Source organism: Pseudomonas sp. CH235 (assembly GCF_004368175.1).
Lineage (GTDB): Bacteria > Pseudomonadota > Gammaproteobacteria > Pseudomonadales > Pseudomonadaceae > Aquipseudomonas > Aquipseudomonas paraglycinae.
In genome coordinates this window covers 21,117-34,816 of sequence record NZ_RRZJ01000019.1, presented here as the reverse complement: position 1 = coordinate 34,816, position 13,700 = coordinate 21,117, and the positions used below count along the sequence as shown (strand labels likewise).

The 13,700-nt window shown below is 61.0% G+C and carries 13 protein-coding genes; 5 read left to right on the top strand and 8 right to left on the bottom strand.

Annotated elements, in window-relative coordinates:
- Positions 1-73: 73 nt before the first annotated feature.
- Positions 74-253 carry a PA1571 family protein gene (locus EIY71_RS19080; protein WP_085748338.1) on the top strand — a complete coding sequence of 60 codons (180 nt, stop codon included), beginning with the start codon at positions 74-76 and terminating at the stop codon, positions 251-253.
- 57 nt (positions 254-310) lie between these two features.
- Here the strand turns inward: EIY71_RS19080 and pdxB are convergent, their stop codons facing one another.
- On the bottom strand, positions 311-1,453 hold the full coding sequence (pdxB, locus tag EIY71_RS19075) for a 4-phosphoerythronate dehydrogenase PdxB (RefSeq protein ID WP_134022728.1): 1,143 nt from the start codon (positions 1,451-1,453) through the stop codon (positions 311-313).
- A 180-nt stretch (positions 1,454-1,633) separates the two neighbouring features.
- Here pdxB and EIY71_RS19070 point away from each other — a divergent pair, with 180 nt between their 5' ends.
- On the top strand, positions 1,634-3,043 hold the full coding sequence (locus EIY71_RS19070; protein WP_129973222.1) for an MATE family efflux transporter: 1,410 nt from the start codon (positions 1,634-1,636) through the stop codon (positions 3,041-3,043).
- A 51-nt stretch (positions 3,044-3,094) separates the two neighbouring features.
- Here EIY71_RS19070 and tusA read toward each other — a convergent pair whose 3' ends face one another.
- Positions 3,095-3,346: a sulfurtransferase TusA gene (tusA, locus tag EIY71_RS19065; protein WP_011335204.1), complete on the bottom strand. Its 252-nt coding sequence runs from the start codon at positions 3,344-3,346 to the stop codon at positions 3,095-3,097.
- A 65-nt stretch (positions 3,347-3,411) separates the two neighbouring features.
- Positions 3,412-4,485: a 23S rRNA (cytidine(2498)-2'-O)-methyltransferase RlmM gene (gene rlmM / locus EIY71_RS19060; protein ID WP_134022726.1), complete on the bottom strand. Its 1,074-nt coding sequence runs from the start codon at positions 4,483-4,485 to the stop codon at positions 3,412-3,414.
- A 221-nt stretch (positions 4,486-4,706) separates the two neighbouring features.
- On the opposite strand from rlmM, the gene acnA reads away from it, so the two are divergent.
- Positions 4,707-7,448, top strand: coding sequence for an aconitate hydratase AcnA (gene acnA / locus EIY71_RS19055; protein WP_134022724.1), 2,742 nt, complete (start codon positions 4,707-4,709; stop codon positions 7,446-7,448).
- A gap of 289 nt (positions 7,449-7,737) precedes the next feature.
- Here acnA and EIY71_RS19050 read toward each other — a convergent pair whose 3' ends face one another.
- The gene (locus EIY71_RS19050) at positions 7,738-8,553 is read right to left on the bottom strand and encodes an aminoglycoside phosphotransferase family protein (protein ID WP_134022723.1); all 816 of its coding nucleotides are present in this window, start codon (positions 8,551-8,553) and stop codon (positions 7,738-7,740) included.
- The gene (locus tag EIY71_RS19045) at positions 8,546-9,034 is read right to left on the bottom strand and encodes an SRPBCC family protein (RefSeq protein ID WP_134022721.1); all 489 of its coding nucleotides are present in this window, start codon (positions 9,032-9,034) and stop codon (positions 8,546-8,548) included. Before EIY71_RS19045 ends, EIY71_RS19050 begins: the two co-directional genes overlap by 8 nt.
- Positions 9,035-9,230: 196 nt before the next feature.
- Here EIY71_RS19045 and EIY71_RS19040 point away from each other — a divergent pair, with 196 nt between their 5' ends.
- Together EIY71_RS19040 and EIY71_RS19035 are read left to right on the top strand one after the other, a co-directional pair.
- A complete protein-coding gene (locus EIY71_RS19040; RefSeq protein ID WP_134022719.1) occupies positions 9,231-10,148 on the top strand; it encodes an ADP-ribosylglycohydrolase family protein in 918 nt (305 codons plus the stop codon).
- A gap of 58 nt (positions 10,149-10,206) precedes the next feature.
- Positions 10,207-10,611 carry a lysozyme inhibitor LprI family protein gene (locus tag EIY71_RS19035; protein ID WP_007953090.1) on the top strand — a complete coding sequence of 135 codons (405 nt, stop codon included), beginning with the start codon at positions 10,207-10,209 and terminating at the stop codon, positions 10,609-10,611.
- A 122-nt stretch (positions 10,612-10,733) separates the two neighbouring features.
- Here the strand turns inward: EIY71_RS19035 and peaD are convergent, their stop codons facing one another.
- From peaD to peaB, 3 genes are read right to left on the bottom strand one after another with little or no spacing between them, the layout of a single operon-like run.
- A complete protein-coding gene (gene peaD / locus EIY71_RS19030; protein WP_085748332.1) occupies positions 10,734-11,855 on the bottom strand; it encodes a quinohemoprotein amine dehydrogenase subunit beta in 1,122 nt (373 codons plus the stop codon).
- A 23-nt stretch (positions 11,856-11,878) separates the two neighbouring features.
- On the bottom strand, positions 11,879-12,202 hold the full coding sequence (qhpC, locus tag EIY71_RS19025; protein WP_008016081.1) for a quinohemoprotein amine dehydrogenase subunit gamma: 324 nt from the start codon (positions 12,200-12,202) through the stop codon (positions 11,879-11,881).
- 1 nt (position 12,203) lies between these two features.
- Positions 12,204-13,634, bottom strand: coding sequence for a quinohemoprotein amine dehydrogenase maturation protein (peaB, locus tag EIY71_RS19020; protein WP_085608195.1), 1,431 nt, complete (start codon positions 13,632-13,634; stop codon positions 12,204-12,206).
- Positions 13,635-13,700: the final 66 nt, after the last annotated feature.

Below are 13,700 nucleotides of genomic sequence, written 5' to 3'. Positions count from 1 at the left end.
CCGCAGGGAGTTGTCACAGCCTGGTCACCTGACGGTTTTAATCTAGGCACACAACCTGATGAGGAGACAGGCCATGTCCTTGCAAAACAGCAGCGATGACAGAATTGAAGTGATCCGCACCAAGCCCGGCCAACCTCTGGGTTGCTCGATCATCGATAAGGATGGGCGCGAAGTGCCAATCACTGAAGACATGATCCAGGACGCCTGCCGCGAACTGGAGAAGCGATTGGTCAAGCCTGCCGAACAAGAGTGATATCGCCACCGTCTTCCTGACCCGGCCCCTGCAGGCCGGGTTTTTTCTGCCCGCTGTTTATACGGCCACAGCGCCCAACGCGGTCACGATCTGGCGCAAGGCCGGCGAATCACCGTCGATCCGCACCTTCAAACCTTCGATCTCGCGTCGCGACGGATACTGTTTGCGCAGCAAATCAAACGCGGCACGTTGCTCACCGACGCTGCCCAGCAGCGTGCGACGGAAATCCGCGTCGTCCCGGCGCGGGTCGTACACGCCACGGCACAACATCGCCAGCGCCCAGGCCGGATCGCTGTCGGCATGCAGGGAAACTTCCGACAACCATGGTGCCGGCAGCAGATCACCGAGCTGAATGCTGGCGGGCTCACCGATAAATTCGCAGTACGCCTGATAGATCTGCGCGGTGCCGCGCTGTTTGCCGTCGAGGCTGTAACCGGCAATGTGCGGCGTTGCCAGCACGCAGAGTTCGGCCAGCGCGACATCGACTTGCGGCTCGGCCTCCCAGACATCGAGCACCGCTTGCAAGTCTTCACGCTCCAGCAGCACTTCGCGCAACGCGTTGTTATCCACCACCGGACCGCGAGCCGCGTTGATCAGCCAGGCGCCGGGCTTGAGCTGCTGCAAACGCTGCTCGTCGAACAAATGCCAGGTCGCGCCGTCGCCGCTGCGGGTCAGCGGGGTGTGCAGGCTGATCACGTCGCACTGCGCGATGACCTGCTCCAGACTGACATAGTCGCCGCCCTCGACCGCCTGACGTGGCGGATCGCAGACTTTCACGTTCCAGCCCAGGCCTTTGAGCACCTTGATCAGGCGACCGCCGACCTCACCGGCGCCGATCACACCGTAAGTGCGCTCACGCAAATCGACACCTTCGATTTCAGCCAGGGTCATCAGACTGCCGAGTACGTAATCAACCACGCCCCGGGCATTGCAGCCGGGCGCGCTGGACCAGGTGATCCCGGCCTCATTGAAGTAATCGAGATCCAGATGATCGGTGCCGATGGTGCAGGTGCCGACAAAACGCACCTTGCTGCCTTCAAGCAGTGCGCGGTTGACGTTGGTCACCGAGCGCACCAGCAATACATCGGCCTGTTCGACCGTGGCCCGGTCGATGGAACGGCCCGGTACTCGGCGAATCTCACCGAAACCGGCAAAAAAGGCATCGAGCAGCGGGATATTTTCGTCGGCAACAATCAGCATGGCGGGGCTCCTTGGGCGGATCGGCAGTGTAGGCGCTGGGACTGCGATGAGCCAGCAGGCTGTTCTTTCTTGATCGGTCGAAGGCGATTACAAATCCGCAACAGAGGATTTTTCCTGACCACAACGTCAGCGGCGTAGAATGCCCGGCCTTGCGCATCAACCCCTGTGGACGCTTTGCCTGTGAATTCCGTGACCGACCGCCCCGCTGCCGTTTCCCTCAACCGCCCTGCCCGGGTTCGCCTGGAGCTGAAGAATCTGCTCGGCCTGGCCCTGCCGATCATGATCGCGCAACTGGCGACCACCGCCATGGGCTTCGTCGATGCGGTGATGGCCGGGCGCGTCGGGCCGAAGGATCTCGCGGCTGTGGCGCTGGGCAACTCGATCTGGGTGCCGGTGTTCCTGCTGATGACCGGCACCCTGTTGGCCACCACGCCGAAAGTCGCTCAGCGCTTCGGCGCCGGCACTCACAGCGAAATCGGCCCGATCGTGCGTCAGGCCCTGTGGCTGGCTCTGGTAGTCGGACTGATGGCGACCACCATGCTGTTCAGCGCCGAACCGATCCTGCACCTGATGAAAGTCGATCCGGAGCTGATCGGCCCGTGCATGCAATACCTGCACGGCATCGCCAGCGGCCTGCCAGCGGTGGCCTTCTACCATGTGCTGCGCTGCACCAGTGACGGCCTCGGTCGTACCCGCCCGGCGATGGTGCTGGGCCTGTGCGGCCTGGCGCTGAACATTCCGCTGAACTACGTGTTCATTTATGGTCACTTTGGCGTGCCGGCCATGGGCGGCGTCGGCTGCGGCTGGGCTACAGCCATCGTGATGTGGGTGATGGCACTGGGTCTGGCCGGTTACGAGCGCTGGGCGCCGGCCTACAAGTCGAGCGAACTGTTCAGCCGTTTCGACTGGCCGCAATGGGCAGTGATCAAGCGTTTGCTGGCCATCGGTCTGCCGATCGGCGTCGCGGTGTTTGCCGAGTCGAGCATTTTCGCAGTGATCGCGCTGCTGATCGGCAGCCTCGGCGCCACGGTGGTGGCCGGGCACCAGATCGCGCTGAACGTCAGCTCGCTGGTGTTCATGATTCCGTATTCGCTGGGCATGGCGGTGACCGTGCGGGTCGGCCAGGCCCTCGGCCGTGAAGAACCCCGTGAAGCGCGATTCGCAGCGGGCGTCGGCATGGGCACTGCACTGGCTTACGCCTGCCTGTCGGCGAGCATGATGCTGCTGTTGCGCGAGCACATTGCGGCGATCTATACCTCTGACCCGATGGTGATTCACATCGCGGCGATGCTGATCGTGTATTCGGCGCTGTTCCAGTTTTCCGACGCGATTCAGGTCACCGCCGCCGGCGCCCTGCGCGGTTATCAGGACACTCGCGTGACGATGATCCTGACCCTGTTCGCCTATTGGGGCATCGGCCTGCCGGTAGGTTACGCCCTCGGCCTGACCGACTGGCTCGGCGAGCCACGCGGCCCGAGCGGCTTGTGGGAAGGCCTGATCGTCGGCCTGAGCTGCGCGGCGCTGATGCTGTCGATCCGCCTGACGCGCAGTGCACGCAAACGCATTCGCATCAGCCGTTCGATGGGCTGACCGGCCATAAAAAAAGACCTGCACATGCAGGTCTTTTTTTTTGCCTTCCGATCAACCGGACTTCTTGCGAATCCAGTACAGATAGGTCCCGGCTTCTTCGTGCTGCCCCACCAGTTCATGGTCGAGAAACACGCAGAACTTGGGGATGTCGCGACGGGTCGACGGGTCGGTGGCGATCACCTTGAGCAGGCCGCCGGGCACCAGGTCACGGATGTGCTGGTGCAGCATCATCACCGGCTCCGGGCAGTTGAGGCCCGTAGCGTCGAGGGTGCCGTCGACCGGCGTATTGATCATTTCACTCATGATTCACTCCTGAAACTGGCCGGCATTGTCGCCCAATGCCGGGTGTTCGGTCACCTGTCGCGCGCTCAGCGGGCTTTGGTTTTCTTCACGTCATGGCGGCGCAAATGGCAGGTCACTTCCTCGCGGTCGTGGTAAAGCTGCTTGCAGCCGATGTCGACCTTGATCCCGCGGGCCTTGAAACCGTCGGCGATGCGTTCGAGCAGGCGCTTCACTTCGGCGTAACGCTGCTTCATCGGCAACTTGAGGTTGACCACCGCTTCCCGGCAATGCCCCTCGCCGATCCACTCTTCGAGCATCGCGGCATTGCGCGCCGGTTTCTCGACGATGTCGCAGACCATCCAGTCCACCGGTTGCTTGGGCTTGAAGGTGAAGCCGTCAGCCATCAAGTGCTGCACCAGACCGGTGTCCATCAGGCTTTCGGCCATCGGGCCGTTGTCGATGGCGGTCACCAGCATGCCGCGATTGACCAGTTGCCAGGTCCAGCCGCCCGGCGCCGCGCCGAGGTCGACGCCGGTCATATCGCTGTGCAGGCGATCGTCCCACTGATCGCGGGGGATGAAGTGGTGCCAGGCCTCTTCCAGCTTCAGGGTCGAACGGCTCGGCGCCTCGCGCGGGAACTTCAGGCGCGGAATGCCCATCGGCCACATCGCCGAGTTACCGGCATCGGCGAGACCGAGGAACACCTCACGACCGCTCTTGAAGGTCAGCAGCAGACGCGGCTTGCTGGCGTCCTCCACCAGTTTGCCGGCGCCGGTCAGGGCCTTGCGCAGCGGGCCTTCGAACTTCTTGCAGAAGTTCGACAGCTCCTTGCCATCGTTGGTGTCGACGACTTCCAGCCACAGGCTGCCACAGACCGGGAATTCCGCCATGTGCGCGAGGATCACGCTGATGCGGTCGGTTTCCGGCAGATCGATGAAAAAACCGCGCGCCCACTGGCGCGGGAAGATCAGCTCGGCGAAACGCTGACCGCGCATCAGGCGTTCGGCGCCGTCTTCTTCGGTGCAGACAAACTCGGCGCAAGCGGTGGCTGGTTTGGCCTTGGCGTAGCCGGCCACGTTCAGTCGGGCGGCGAGGTCGGAAATCTCCGAGCAGACTTCGCCTTCGAAGCCTGGCCGGCAATGCATGAATAGGGTGTTCATTCTTACTCCTGGGCAGAGGGCGATCATTCATCCCCTGCGCGATGCCCAGACCTGCGTTGAAGCAAAGCCTGTCACGAAAACCGGCGCATGATAGCCCATGTCGGAACCTTGGACTTGCCCATAGAGTCCAGTTATTAGCCAGCTACTGAAAACAGGGCTACGTTGATAGCTCTGCCCGTCCCCTCAGTCCGTAGCCGTGCGGACTCAAAGGAGTGATCGTAATGCCGTCCCTCGATAGTCTGAATTCACTGAAAACCCTGAAAGTCGATGACAAGACTTACCACTATTTCAGCCTGCCGGATGCCGCCAAGACCTTGGGCGATCTCGACAGGTTGCCGATGTCGCTGAAAGTCCTGCTGGAAAACCTGCTGCGCTGGGAGGATGAAAAAACCGTCACCGGCGCCGACCTCAAGGCCATTGCCGCGTGGCTCAAGGAGCGCCGCTCCGATCGCGAAATCCAGTACCGCCCTGCCCGCGTGCTGATGCAGGACTTTACCGGCGTTCCCGCCGTGGTCGATCTGGCCGCGATGCGCGCCGCCATGGCCAAGGCCGGCGGTGATCCGCAACGAATCAACCCGCTGTCGCCGGTGGATCTGGTGATCGACCACTCGGTGATGGTCGACAAATTCGCCAGTGCCAGCGCCTTCGAACAGAACGTCGACATCGAAATGCAGCGCAACGGCGAACGCTACGCCTTCCTGCGCTGGGGCCAGAGTGCGTTCGACAATTTCAGCGTGGTGCCGCCGGGCACCGGGATCTGCCACCAGGTCAACCTCGAATACCTCGGCCGCACCGTATGGACCAAGGACGAAGACGGCCGCACTTATGCCTTCCCCGACACGCTGGTCGGCACCGACTCTCACACCACCATGATCAACGGCCTCGGCGTACTCGGTTGGGGCGTCGGCGGGATCGAGGCGGAAGCGGCGATGCTCGGGCAACCGGTGTCGATGCTGATTCCCGAAGTGATCGGCTTCAAACTCACCGGCAAGCTCAAGGAAGGCATCACCGCCACCGACCTGGTGCTGACCGTGACCCAGATGCTGCGCAAGAAAGGCGTGGTCGGCAAATTCGTCGAGTTCTATGGCGACGGCCTCGCCGACCTGCCGCTCGCCGACCGCGCAACCATCGCGAACATGGCCCCGGAATATGGCGCGACCTGCGGATTCTTCCCGGTGGATGACGTGACCCTCGACTACCTGCGCCTGTCTGGCCGTCCGCCGGAAGTGGTGAAGCTGGTCGAAGCCTACACCAAAGCTCAGGGACTGTGGCGCCTGCCCGGTCAGGAACCAGTGTTCACCGACAGTCTGGCGCTGGACATGGGCAGCGTCGAAGCCAGCCTCGCCGGGCCTAAACGTCCGCAAGACCGTGTCTCGCTGCCGAATGTCGGCCAGGCGTTCAGTGACTTCCTCGACTTGCAATTCAAACCTACCAGCAAGGAAGAAGGACGCCTGGAAAGCGAAGGCGGCGGTGGCGTGGCGGTGGGCAATGCCGATCTGGTCGGCGAATCGGACTACGAGTACGACGGCCACACCTATCGCCTGAAAAACGGCGCCGTGGTGATTGCCGCGATCACCTCCTGCACCAACACCTCCAACCCCAGCGTGATGATGGCTGCCGGCCTGCTGGCGAAAAAAGCCGTGGAAAAAGGCCTGACCCGCAAGCCGTGGGTGAAGAGCTCACTGGCACCGGGTTCGAAAGTCGTCACCGATTACTACAAAGCCGCTGGGCTGACGCAGTACCTCGATCAGCTCGGTTTTTCGCTGGTGGGCTATGGCTGCACCACTTGTATCGGCAACTCCGGGCCGCTGCCGGAACCGATCGAAAAAGCCATCCAGAAAGCCGACCTGACCGTGGCTTCGGTGCTGTCCGGCAACCGCAACTTTGAAGGCCGGGTGCATCCGCTGGTGAAAACCAACTGGCTGGCCTCGCCGCCGCTGGTGGTCGCTTACGCCCTGGCCGGCAGTGTGCGCACAGACATCAGCAGCGAACCGCTGGGTAACGACCAGCAAGGTAACCCGGTTTACCTGCGTGACATCTGGCCGAGCAGCAAGGAAATCGCCGACGCGGTGAATCAGGTCAATACAGCGATGTTTCACAAGGAGTACGCCGAGGTGTTTGCCGGTGACGAACAGTGGCAAGCCATCGAAGTGCCGCAAGCCGCGACCTACGTCTGGCAGGCGGATTCGACTTACATCCAGCACCCGCCGTTCTTCGACGACATTGCCGGGCCATTGCCGGTGATCGCCGATGTGAAAGGTGCGCGAGTGCTGGCGCTGTTGGGCGATTCGGTGACCACCGACCACATCTCCCCCGCCGGCAACATCAAGGCAGACAGCCCGGCCGGGCGTTACCTGCGCGAACAAGGCGTCGAGCCACGGGACTTCAACTCCTACGGTTCGCGCCGGGGCAACCACGAAGTGATGATGCGCGGCACCTTCGCCAACATCCGTATCCGCAACGAAATGCTCGGCGGCGAAGAAGGTGGCAACACGATCTACATTCCGACCGGCGAGAAACTGGCGATCTACGACGCAGCCATGCGCTATCAGGCCTCAGGCACGCCGCTGGTGGTGATTGCCGGGCAAGAATACGGTACCGGTTCCAGCCGCGACTGGGCGGCCAAGGGCACCAATCTGCTGGGGGTGAAAGCGGTGATCGCCGAAAGCTTCGAGCGGATTCACCGTTCCAACCTGGTGGGCATGGGCGTGCTGCCATTGCAGTTCAAGCTGGATCAGAACCGCAAAAGCCTGAACCTTACCGGCAAGGAAACCCTGGATATTCAGGGCCTGAGCGGTGTCGAGCTGACGCCACGGATGAACCTGACCCTGGTCATCACCCGTGAAGACGGGCGTCAGGAGAAAATCGAAGTGCTGTGTCGCATCGACACCTTGAACGAGGTCGAGTACTTCAAGTCCGGCGGGATCCTGCATTACGTGTTGCGCCAGTTGATCGCCTCTTAAAACCTGCAGATGCAGAAACACCGCCAATTGGCGGTGTTTCTGTTTGGGCACGGCACTTTTCTGTGGACGAAAAAAAACCCGCCGAAGCGGGTTTTTCCCAAGACCATTATCGACTCCCTGTCGGCAGCGATCCTTGCTAATGGTCGATCATCCGTGATCCTGAAACACTCCCTGTGCTTCAGTTGATGAGGCTAGATTACGCTGTGGATCCAATCGGCAATAGTCGAAATAGCTACCATCGCGTGTAAGACATTCGCCATAGCGGGCCTTCCGAAAACCCTTAGACGTGTCAGGCATCGAGCGCAGAAGCCGCCAGTTGCGCGACTTTCAGCTGTCCTTTTGCCGCGGTTTGCTCGTCATCCTCCAGAAACCATGCGGCAGACAGTCCGGCGAACGCCAGCACCCATTGCAACAGGCGTTTTCGCTCGATTCCCGCTGCTTCGCAGATCACATCGACTTGCCTCCGAAAGCGCTCGGGATCGGTGGCGGTGGGTAATTCCGGGTTGCAGATCAGGTTGGCGTAGTCGTAGCCGCGCTCGCCCCGCACCCGCTTGGGGTCGATGGCCAGCCAGCCTCGTGGGCCGAAATCGAGGACGTTGTCGTGGTGCATGTCGCCGTGCAACACCACCACATCCTGCGGTTCGGCAAGCAAGGCCTGGGCGGTTTGCAGGCAATCGGCATATGGGCCGCCGTATCGGGCTGCGGCCACTCGTAATGAAGCGAACCAAGGCGTCAGTTCCACTAACGGCGGTGGCGGCGTCAGACGCGGTGCGTGCAGCCGGGCCAAGGATCGGCACATGATCCGCGTGGCCTCGTCGTCCTCGCCGTTGAGCGCCATGTGCATCAACGAACGCTGGCCCATCGCCCGCTCCAGCAACAGGCCTTCGTCGTGATGGGCGAGCACCCGGGCGGCGCCGTCGCCGTCCCACCAGGTCATCAGCAGGTTGCCGTACTTTTCTTCGTCGTCCACCGCGACTTTCAGCATCGCCGGTGCATCGCACTGACGCACCGGCAACAGGCGGCTGCCCGGGGTGATGATCGGCTTGCCGTCCGGCGCCAGCTTCCAGCGTTCCAGCCACGGCGTGAACAGGTCGAGATCAGCCACCTTCACGCTCGCGGGCCCGGTCGCTCTCCGCGAGGAAGTGTTCAAGTCGACTCAACTGTTCCTCCCAGCCACGACTGTCCATGTAGTACGCCTCCTTCTGGCGCACGTCGGGAATGTGCGCAAAACCTGACTCGGAGACTTTCAGCAGCGTGCCGTTCTCGTAGTCCTGCAGTTCGAATTTGACCAGCGTGGTCGGTTCCTGGGAATAGTCGATTTTCGGGTTCACCGCGTACGGGTGCCAGCGGAAGGAGAACAGCTGCTGCGGCTCGACCCGTTCCACCAGCACGTTCCAGAGCACATGTTCATAACCGGGGTACGTCACCTGCCCCTGCGTCCATTCACCCGCGATAAACCGCCGGCCCTCCAGCGCAACGCCGAACCACTGGCCGAACGCCTCGGCATCGACCAGGGCGCGCCAGACATGAGAGCGCGGCGACCTGAGCATGATTTTACGTTCAAAGCTGTTGGGTACTGGTTTCATACGTCACCTCCTGTTTTGAACAGTAGGCTTGTATGACCACATGTCCAATCCGAAGTTGTATCAATCCAGTGCAACGGTCGGGTCTGATTGAAATATCCGGCAGTATTTCAGGGCGCCGGTTCGTCAGAATGCGCACGGATCAGCGCGGCGAAACTGATAACGTTCGCAGCGAACTGAACGACACAAGGACGTCATCATGCAGCTCTCTCTCCCCGAACGTTACCGTGGCGCCCTGCTCGGCCTGGCCTGCGGCGATGCCGTGGGAACCACCGTCGAATTCCAGCCGCGCGGCAGCTTCCAGCCCCTGACCGACATGGTCGGTGGCGGGCCGTTTCATTTGAAGCCCGGACAATGGACCGACGACACCTCGATGGCGTTGTGCCTGGCGGAAAGTCTGCTGAACAAAAACGGCTTCGATGCCGCTGACCAGATGGGCCGCTACCTGAACTGGTGGCAATGGGGTTATCTGAGTTCGACCGGCGAATGTTTCGATATTGGCATGACCGTGAGTCAGGCGCTGGATCGCTACCAACACACCGGAGAGCCGTTTGCCGGCTCTACTGACCCGCACAGTGCCGGCAATGGCTCGTTGATGCGACTGGTGCCCGTGGTTCTGTTTTACTTCCCCGATGCCCGAAAAACCAGGCGATTCGCCGCCGACAGTTCGCGCACCACCCACGCGGCGCCCGAGGCCGTTGAATGTTGCCAGCTGTTTGCCGAACTGCTCGGCAAGGCCCTGGAAGGTGCATCGAAATCGGAACTGCGCACCCTGCCGCCAACAGCCTTCAGCCAGCCCAAGGTGGCGGCGATTGCCCGGGGCGAGTACCTGCACAAGACCGAGCGCGACATTCGCGGCAGTGGTTACTGCGTCGAATCGCTGGAAGCGGCGTTATGGTGCTTCCAGCACACTGACAGCTTTGCCGCGGCCGTCCTGCAAGCGGCGAATCTGGGTGATGACGCAGACACCACAGCTGCCATCGTCGGCCAGTTGGCCGGCGCCCATTACGGCGTGCAGGGAATCCCATCCGGGTGGCTGGAAAAACTGCATGACGGGGAGGAAATTGCGGCGACTGCCGAACGCTTGCTCAACGCATCGAGACAGCACAAACCCTGATGGCGCCACGAAGTCGCTAAACTGCCCGGCACGTTCATTCATCAAAGCGAGATGACTCATGTCCCCACGTCTGCTTCTGGCCCTGACACCCTTTCTTTTCACTTCTGTTGCTCACGCTGCCGTGGACTGCGCCAATGCCAGCGATCAGGCGACGATGAATCAGTGCGCCGCACAGGAAAACAAGGCGGCGGACAAGGAGTTGAACACGGTTTATCAGCAGATTACCGCCCGGTTGAAGGACAACCCTGATGGCAAAAAACTGCTGGTGAGCGCGCAACGGGCGTGGATTGGCTTTCGTGATGCCGAGTGCAAGTTTTCGGCTTCCGGCGTGGCAGGCGGGAGTGTTTATCCGTTGATCTACAACAATTGCATCGCCTCGGTGACAAAGACGCGAACCGAAGCGCTCAAGCAGTATTTGAAGTGTGAGGAAGGTGACATGAGCTGCCCGGTGCCCGGGGCCTGATTTTTCCGAGCCGTTGAAGGCCTCATCGCGAGCAGGCTCGCTCCCACATTGGTTTTGTGCCGTTCACAAATTCCCTGTAGGAGCGAGCCTGCTCGCGAAGGCGTCATCCCTGACGCCGCTAATTACCGAACAAAAATCTGCGCCGTGGTAATCGCCATATCCCCACCCGGCAATTTGATGCTGCCGGTCTGTTTCATGGTCTCGGCGTCAAAGATCGCCACGTCGTTGAACGTCCCGGCGAGGTAGATTTTGCTGCCGTCCTTGTTGAACGAAATGCAGTAGTAGGAATGATCCAGTGTCGCCGCCTGAATCAGCTTTTTCTGCTTGATATCGTACTTGGCCAGACGATTGAGCACGCCGAACATCAGGTTCGGATCCTTGGGCGAGCGCATACCGCTGAAGTAGATCTCGGTCAGCGGGCCGAAATCGGTGGTTTCGGTCTTGCCGGTTTTCAGATCGACGCTGAACAAGCCGTACAGGTATTCAGCGGTGGCCGGGTCCTGCTTCTTGTCCTTGAACCTGGCGGCGGTGTACAGCAGCGAGAAATCGTGGCGGTAAGTCTGCTGGTTCCACACGTAAAGCACGTCCGGCGCGCTGTAGTTCGGGCGTTTCCAGTGACGGCTGGGGATCAGCACGTCGAACTTGCCGCTCTTCACATCGACCTTGTACACATCAGCGCCAGCCACATAGAGCGTGCCGTCATCGCCGCTCTGCATGATCGTCAACTGCCGTGGCGCCGGGAAGCTGCGCACCGGTTTGGCGTCCATCCCGGCGTCGGTGGCGTAGACATCCAGACGCGGTTGTTTGACCTCGTAGCGGTCGTTGAGCATCTGGGTCGGGTTGGCGATGGTGTACAGCTCCTTGCCGTCATGACTGACGGTGAAAGCGAACATCGAGCGCGCCTTTTCCCCCGGCTGCTGGGTGATGCTGGCGTGGAACACCTGCTTGCAGTTGTCCAGTTCGACACCGTAAACATCGGCATAATGGTTGTTCAACACGTACGCGGTCTTGCGATCCGGCGACAGCTGTACGGTGCCGGGGCCAAAGGCGTCAGGCATCTTGCAGGTCTTGTACAGGCTGTCGGTCGCCAGGTCGATGACGTGCAGGTTGTTCGGATAGTTAGTGGTCAACATGTACTCGTGACCGTCTTGCAGCGCGGTGTTCTCATCGGCCAGAACCGGGAGCGAACAGGCGCTCAGAACCGCGAGTGCGGCAAGGCCGCAGGCTTTGTTGAGGCTAGGCATGCTGGAATCCTTCTTCTTAGCGATCACTTGTCTTTCGGGAAGACAGTGCCGAGGTTGCGCCAGTTGTCGTTGGACGCCTGGGCATCCTTGTTCCAGTCCGGGTAGGTGCTCATCATGTCCGGCACCTGGGCCGGCCACCAGCACGGATCAGAGCAGCCATACAGGTCAGCCTCCATCGGCTGGCACAGCGACGACACCCCGCCGAACGCATCGATTTCCCAACCCGGGTCGGTGGTCGAGGCACAGCCGGCGACGGAGCTCATCGCCACCACTTCTTCGATGCGGTTCTCGTCCGCGGCCTGATCCAGCTTCAACGCTTTGTTATTGATTGCCTTGAGATGTTTCATATCAGTGAGCCTTGCGCGGAGTGATGTAGCTGCTGATGAACGCAGGGTTGTTGGCCATGATCCGGGTGTAGACCTCGATGCCGAAGTCGACCCAGTCACGCATCAGTTCGCAGTAGTGATAAGTCGGGTGCGCCGGATCGCCGTAGCGGGCATAACTCTCGTGGTAGCAGCCGCCGGAGCACAGGTTGCGGATCTGACAGTCATGGCAACCGGTGTTGGTGCGATCCAGGCGCTGGGACAGGAAGTCGTTCAACTCAACCTGCTTAACGCCGCTGTGGACGTTGCCAAAGGTCGGCAGCGACGAGCCGGTGAAGCGATGACACAGGTTGAGTTCGCCCTTGTGATCGACCGCCAGCATCTTCAATCCGGCACCGCACGGCAGGGCTTTTTTGTGGCCTTCGTGGATGTCAGTGATCAACTGATGCAGGTTGGAAAAACCGATGTTGCGGTGCTCCAGCGCAGCCTCCAGATAACGCCGACCGAGGCGTTTCATGCTGGCAAAGACTTCGATCAATTCGTCAGTGGTCAGGTTGAAGCTGCTGATATCGCCGGAGGTCACCGGAGCAAATCCGACCTCGGCAAACCCCAACTCGTTAAACAGGTGATCCCAGATGGTTTCAACGTCGGTGACGCCGGTGGTCAGGGTCACCCGCGCACCGACCGGACGGCTGTTGTAACGCGAAAGCAGCATTTCAGCCTTGCGCCGCACCACGTCATAGGTGCCCTGCCCGCCCACGGTGATGCGGTTGCGGTCGTGCACGGTTTTCGGTCCGTCGATGCTCACTGACAAGCCGAAGCGGTGGGCATTCAGGTAGTCCACGGTTTCTTCGGTGAGCAGCGTGGCATTGGTGGTCATCACGAACTCGACGAACTTGCCGGCCTCGGCAAACCGCTTCTCGCAGTAATCGACCATGTACTCGATCAGCTTGCGATTGCTCAGCGGCTCGCCGCCGAAAAACACCACGGTGAACCGTTCTTCGTCGGGGGACTCACGCAGCAACATTTCCACCGAGGCGATGGCGGTTTCGACGTCCATCTTCTTGCCGGCGGACGGCTTGTCGAGGTCTTCCTTGTAGCAGTAGGTGCAGCTCAGGTTGCAGCCGGTGTTGACGTTGAGCACCACGGTGTTGATCGCCGTGCGCTCGACACGTTTGACCGCGATGTCCGGCGTCAGCGGCGAGCCGTCGCTGACCAGTTCCAGCGAAATCAGCTCGCGCAGGGTCTCGTTGATTTCCTCGCCGTTGAACCGCGCGCCGAGGCGCTGGATCAGGTCTTCCGAGGAGCAACCGGGGCCGCGCAACGCATCAATGATAGTCCCGGTCAGTTCATCGCTGGCGAACAGCGAACTGCTGGGGATGTGGAACAGCATGCGGTCGGCGTCGACGTGCACTTCGTGCAGATTACGTTCGACCAGATTCAAGATAGCGCCCATTGCAAACCTCCTGTGCAAGCCCCGCTTGGGGGACTTGCGGTCATTCCGAAAAGTGTCTGAATCGCT